Source organism: Listeria rocourtiae subsp. hofi, from assembly GCF_963575615.1.
Taxonomy (GTDB): domain Bacteria; phylum Bacillota; class Bacilli; order Lactobacillales; family Listeriaceae; genus Listeria_A; species Listeria_A hofi.
This window is the reverse complement of the sequence record NZ_CAUYTL010000104.1, coordinates 1-345: the sequence shown is the minus strand read 5'-3', so window position 1 is coordinate 345 and position 345 is coordinate 1. Positions and strand designations below refer to the sequence as shown.

General features: G+C 40.9%; 1 protein-coding gene. It reads right to left on the bottom strand.

The window, feature by feature from the left end; translation table 11 throughout:
- Nucleotides 1-345, bottom strand: a 345-nt coding sequence (locus tag R8925_RS15930) for an aminoacyl--tRNA ligase-related protein (protein ID WP_430536757.1), incomplete at both ends; no start/stop codon positions are given.

The window sequence follows — 345 nt, the reverse complement described above, 5'->3', positions numbered from 1 at the left end:
CTGCTTCATAGTATTCTAAGTTCATGTCATCCATTGCATCTTTTAACATACCTTGAGCTTTTTCCCACATAGCATCGTCATCGCAATATTTCTCAGTGGTTTCTGGATCACTATAGCTTAGGCGGAAACTGTAATATGTGATGGCAAAATCTTTATATACAGCTAAAATTAGCTCAACTACGCGTTTGAATTCATCTTGTATTTGGGCTGGGCGAACAAATACGTGCGCATCATTTAGTGTCATCCCACGAACGCGTTGAAGGCCAGATAGCGCACAACTCATTTCATAACGGTGCATCATGCCAAGTTCCGCAATACGGATTGGTAATTCGCGATAACTATGAA